5 protein-coding genes and 1 pseudogene are annotated in these 5,007 nt (G+C 70.3%); 1 reads left to right on the top strand and 5 read right to left on the bottom strand.

The features are described from left to right. Positions 1 to 324: pseudogene (locus B4L26_RS07540) on the bottom strand (ABC transporter family substrate-binding protein); the annotation flags it as partial. A gap of 131 nt (positions 325 to 455) precedes the next feature. Next, positions 456 to 2,366 (bottom strand): translational GTPase TypA, encoded by a 1,911-nt coding sequence (typA, locus tag B4L26_RS07535; protein WP_290717637.1) that lies wholly within the window; start codon positions 2,364 to 2,366, stop codon positions 456 to 458. Positions 2,367 to 2,524: 158 nt separating this feature from the next. Between typA and B4L26_RS07530 the strand changes: the two genes are divergently transcribed. Further along, the gene (locus B4L26_RS07530) at positions 2,525 to 2,710 is read left to right on the top strand and encodes a hypothetical protein (protein WP_290717635.1); all 186 of its coding nucleotides are present in this window, start codon (positions 2,525 to 2,527) and stop codon (positions 2,708 to 2,710) included. On the opposite strand, the gene B4L26_RS07525 is transcribed toward B4L26_RS07530, so the two are convergent. The 3 genes from B4L26_RS07525 to B4L26_RS07515 all read right to left on the bottom strand — a co-directional run. Further along, positions 2,688 to 3,116: an NUDIX domain-containing protein gene (locus tag B4L26_RS07525; protein WP_290717633.1), complete on the bottom strand. Its 429-nt coding sequence runs from the start codon at positions 3,114 to 3,116 to the stop codon at positions 2,688 to 2,690. The genes B4L26_RS07530 and B4L26_RS07525 overlap by 23 nt on opposite strands. After that, entirely contained in the window at positions 3,116 to 4,192 is a 1,077-nt protein-coding gene (locus B4L26_RS07520; protein ID WP_290717631.1) for an ABC transporter ATP-binding protein, read from the bottom strand. Before B4L26_RS07520 ends, B4L26_RS07525 begins: the two co-directional genes overlap by 1 nt. Continuing rightward, positions 4,189 to 5,007: ABC transporter permease (locus B4L26_RS07515; protein ID WP_290717629.1), on the bottom strand; the 819-nt coding region annotated here is incomplete at its 5' end. The genes B4L26_RS07515 and B4L26_RS07520, both read right to left, overlap by 4 nt.

Raw genomic sequence — 5,007 nt, 5'->3', positions numbered from 1 at the left:
CGGCAGACCGTCGGACCACTGCGCGTTCGTCTGGATCCGGTAGACCACAGTGAACGGCGCGGTCGAGGTGACCTCCGCCGACGTCAGCAGCGAATCCGACAAGCGCCAGACCAGCTCGCCGTCGCGCCCGACGACCGGGTCGAATGCGCTGGGCAGGGTGAGGGTGCCGATCGCGGTGGTGACCGTCGACTGGTCGGCCGCCAGGTGCGGGTTGAACCCGGCGCCGATCGCGTCGGTGGCGACGTGGATCGTCTTCTCGGTCGGGTACTCGGCCTGGACCGGCGCCGGTGCGCTCGGTTGGACCGGCGGCGGCGGAGAGGCCATGCAGCCGCCCACGAGCAGCGCGGTTGCGGTCGTCAGCAGCAATACAGGGCCCGCTCTGCGCACCTGCGCCTCCCTCCGGGCCCCCCGGCCCACCGTCACCTGCCCGCCGTCTGTCCTACGAGTTCCGCGTCCTACACGTTCGCGTCGCGCGCCTTGGCACGCGAACGTTCCCGGGCGCGCGTCGTGGCGTCGAGATGAACCTTACGCACCCGGACGACCTCCGGGGTGACCTCGACGCACTCGTCGGCGGCACAGAACTCCATGGCGCCCTCCAGGTCCAATTGCATCGGCTTGGCCAGCGTCTCCATCACGTCGGCCGACGACTGGCGCATGTTGGTGAGCTTCTTCTCCCGGGTGACATTGATGTCGAGGTCCTCCAGCCGCGGGTTGATCCCGACGACATGGCCCTCGTAGGTGTCGTCACCGGGGTCGACGAAGAATGTGCCGCGGTCGGCGAGCTGAATCATCGCGTACGGCGTCACCGAGCCCTGGCGGTCGCTGACCAGCGATCCGCTGTGCCGAGCGCGGATCTCCCCGGCCCACGGGTGGTAGCCGTCGAACACGGCGTTGGCAATGCCGGTGCCGCGGGTCTCGGTCAGGAAGTCGGTGCGGAAGCCGATCAACCCGCGGCTGGGCACGATGAACTCCATCCGCACCCACCCGTGGGCGTTGGTCGCCATGTGGTCCATCCGCCCCTTGCGCGCGGCAAGCAACTGCGTGACGGCGCCCAGGTACTCATCGGGCACGTCGATCGTGAGGTGCTCGAAGGGCTCGTGCAGCTTGCCGTCGACCTGGCGCGTCACGACCTGTGGCTTGCCCACGGTCAGCTCGAAGCCCTCGCGGCGCATCTGCTCGACGAGGATCGCCAGCGCGAGCTCACCGCGGCCCTGCACCTCCCACGCGTCGGGGCGGCCGATGTCGACGACGCGCAGCGACACGTTGCCCACAAGCTCGGTGTCCAGTCGCGACTTCACCATCCGCGCGGTCAGCTTGTGCCCGGACACCTTGCCCGCCAGCGGCGACGAGTTGGTGCCGATGGTCACCGAGATCGCCGGCTCGTCGACGGTGATGCGCGGCAGCGGCTGCGGGTTCTCGGCGTCGGCGAGGGTGTCCCCGATCATGATCTCCGGCATGCCGGCGACGGCCACGATGTCACCGGCGACGGCCTCTTCGGCGGGCTCGCGGTCAACGCCGTTGGTGGCCAGCAGCTCGGTGATCTTCGCCTTCTCGATGATGGGTTCACCGTCGACCTCGCGGCACCACGACACCTGCTGGCCCTTGCGCAGCGTCCCGTTGTGGATGCGGACAAGGGCGAGGCGGCCGAGGAAGGCCGAGGCGTCGAGGTTGGTGACGTGGGCCTGCAGCGGGGCTTCGGGATCGCCCTTGGGGGCGGGCACGTGCTCCATGAGCACGTCGAAGAACGGGTCCAGGTTGTCCCCGTCGGGCACCGAGCCGTCGGCTGGCTGCGTCATCGACGCGACGCCGGCGCGGCCCGAGGCGTACAGCACGGGCAGGTCCAGGGCCAGTTCGGCGGCCTGGCTGGCCTCTTCGTCCTCGAGGTCGCCGGCCAGGTCGAGCAGCAGGTCCTGCGACTCGTGCACGACCTCGTCGATGCGGGCGTCGGGACGGTCGGTCTTGTTGACGACGAGGATCACCGGCAGCGCGGCGGACAGCGCCTTGCGCATCACGAACCGGGTCTGCGGCAGCGGGCCCTCGGACGCGTCGACCAGCAGGACGACACCGTCGACCATCGACAGTCCGCGTTCCACCTCGCCGCCGAAGTCGGCGTGCCCGGGGGTGTCGATCACGTTGATGACGACCTCGGTGCCGTCGGGCTGGCGCCGGTGCACCGCGGTGTTCTTCGCGAGGATCGTGATGCCCTTCTCGCGCTCGAGGTCGCCGGAATCCATGACACGGTCGACGGGCTCCGCGCGTTCGGCGAACGCGCCGGACTGGCGGAGCATCGCGTCGACGAGGGTGGTCTTCCCGTGGTCGACGTGCGCGACGATCGCGACGTTGCGGAAGTTTCGAGCAGCGCTCACGGGCACGACTTTCTGATGAGGGGCAGGGGCGGGAATCGCCAACGTGCGATTCTAACTGCGCAGGCGCCGTCAACCAGAATCGGCGGTTTCCCGGTGAGACGTCGCTCACGTCGACGCCGAGGGGTTTCACTGGCACCTCGCTTTGCTAGCTTGGCCTTATGGGCAAAAAGAAATCGGCGAAGAAGTTCAAGCCGACGAACCTCAAGCCCAAGAAAAAATGCTGCCGCAAGGACGTGCGCTGCATGCGCTGCCCGGTGGTCGTGCACCGCCTCCGCAAGCTCGATCTGGACCGCATGGACCACAAGAAGATCAAGAAGGCGATCAAGAAGGCCCGGGTCGCCTGAGCAGATCCGCCAGCTCGTCGACCCAGCCGGAGTCCGCGGGCACGACCTGCCCGCGCCGCGCCAGATCCTCCAACTCCGAAGCACCGAACCAGGCCACCGCCCGGTGTTCCAGGGCCGCTGGCTCCCCCCTGACCCACTGCGCCTGATAGGCGCGCAACTCCAGGTCGTCGCGCAGCGGAACTGCCGCGCCGATGCCGGCACCCGCGACGACGTCGATGCCCAACTCCTCGCGCAACTCCCGCTCCAATGCCTCGGCGGTGGTCTCTCCGCTCTCGGCTTTCCCACCGGGCAACTCCCACAGCCCGGCCAACTCCGGCGGGTAGTCGCGCTGTGCCAGCAGCAAACGGCGCCCGGTACCGTCGCAGTCGCGGATCACCGCACCGGCGACCACCACGCGCGGCACCATCAGCGCTGTTCCCCGCACAGGACGCCGATGCGCGCGCCCACCAGTGTCACGGTGACCGATTGCCCCGGGCGCGGGACGGCGCCGGCCTCGTCGTCGACAAGTGCGCCCAGCCCGGCTACCGGTACCTCGAGGCCCGTCCCGTCGAGGAACACGTGCGTCCGCTCCGGCAGTTCGAGCACGCGCCGCACCTCTAGCGCGCCGGGGGCACCGGCGGCGCTGGGTCGTGCGCGCAATGATTCGGCACGGATCGCGACGGCACTCACCCGCGCCCCGGGCGCCAGGCCCAGGTCGGCGGCCGCCACGTCGCCGAGCTCGGTGCGTACGACGTCGCCGTCGTGATCGGCGGGCAGCAGGTGCTCCCACCCCAGGAAATGAGCGGTCCACTCGTCACGCGGGTAGCGCCACACCCGGGTAGCGGTGTCGGCGGCCACTACCTCGCCCTCGCGCATGACGACGACGCTGTCGCCCATCGTCGCCGCCTCGTCATGGTCGTGGGTCACGACGATCGCCGGTGTCGCGGTGGCGACGACGATCTCGGTGATGTCGGTGGCCAGCCGCTCCCGCAGGTTCGCATCGAGGGCGGCCAGCGGCTCGTCGAGCAGCAGCAGGCGCGGCCGCGGCGCCAATGCGCGGGCCAGGGCCACGCGCTGCGCCTGTCCGCCGGACAGGCCGTCCACGCGTCGATCGGCCATCCCGGGCAATGCGACCAACTCGAGCATCTCGGCGACCCGCGCGGCAATCTCCGAACGCGGCCACCGGCGGGCCCGCAGTCCGTAGGCAATGTTGGCCGCGACGGTCCGGCCGCTGAACAGCTGCCCATCCTGAAAGACCATGCCGAAGTCGCGCCGGTGGGGCGGGACGGTGGCGAGATCCTGCCCGTCGAAACAGATCCGGCCCGTGGCGAGCGGTTCGAGGCCGGCGATCGCGCGCAACAGTGTCGACTTCCCGCACCCGGACGGTCCGAGGATGGCGGTCACCGGGCCGGGTCCCGATCCCGCCGAGACGCTCAGCGAAACGTCACGGACGACCCGATGGCCGTCGTAGTCGATGCCCACGCCGGTGCACTCCAACGTCATAGCAGCGACCCCGCATCCGGCCGGACGGCCTCCACGATCCCGACGGCGACGGCGGTCGCGACGACCAGCACCATTGAACACGCCATGGCGGTGGCCAGACTCCCCTCGCCCGGGCGGTTGAGCGCACTGCCGATCATGACCGGCAGCGTCGTCGTGTCCACGCGGGCCAGAAAGCTCGTCGCGCCGAACTCACCCAGGCTCAGGATGAATGCGAAGCCCGCCGCGGCGGCCAGGGAGCGACCGGCGATCGGCAGGTCCACGGTCGCGAAGACCCGCAATGGGCTTGCCCCCATCGTCGCCGCGGCGGCCCGCAGCCCACTGGGGACGTGCTCGAGGGCGGGGACGGCGATCCGCAGCACGAGTGGCACGACGACCAGCGCTTGCACAGCGGCGATGACCAGCCACGAGTTCGCCAGGCGCGCCGGCCAATGGGTCAAGACCAGCATGTAGCCGAACCCCAGGGTCACCGCGCTCACGCCGAGCGGGAGGGTCGCGACAGTGTCGGCGACGGCCCGCAGCGGACCGCGTATCCGGGTGAGGACGACGGCGAGGTTCAGCCCGAGGACGAATGCCAACACCGCGGCGGTGCTCGCGGTGGTCACCGAGAGAATCGCCGAGGACATCGGGGTGATGCCGTTGACGTCGGCCCCCAGCGTGCGATACCCCGCCAGCGTCCAGCTGCCCGGTCCGGCTGGGCGCACCGACCACAGGGCGAGCACTGCCAGTGGCAGAACCAACCAGAGCCCCGTCCATGCGAGGGTGAGCCAGACGGCCGCACGCCCGCGCCCGCCGGCTCGCGGCGGCTGGCCGCCGGC

Origin of the sequence: Gordonia sp. UBA7599 (assembly GCA_002477755.1) — a bacterium.
Taxonomy (GTDB): domain Bacteria; phylum Actinomycetota; class Actinomycetes; order Mycobacteriales; family Mycobacteriaceae; genus Gordonia.
Note: the sequence above shows the minus strand (reverse complement) of the source record. Positions and strands in the feature narration are given on the sequence as shown.

What these genes read in the sequence shown, in the direction of transcription:
- B4L26_RS07530 (WP_290717635.1), top strand. Translation starts at nt 2,525, where the DNA reads ATGGGCAAAAAGAAATCGGCGAAGAAGTTCAAGCCGACGAACCTCAAG.
- B4L26_RS07525 (WP_290717633.1), bottom strand. Translation starts at nt 3,116, where the DNA reads ATGGTGCCGCGCGTGGTGGTCGCCGGTGCGGTGATCCGCGACTGCGAC.
- B4L26_RS07520 (WP_290717631.1), bottom strand. Translation starts at nt 4,192, where the DNA reads ATGACGTTGGAGTGCACCGGCGTGGGCATCGACTACGACGGCCATCGG.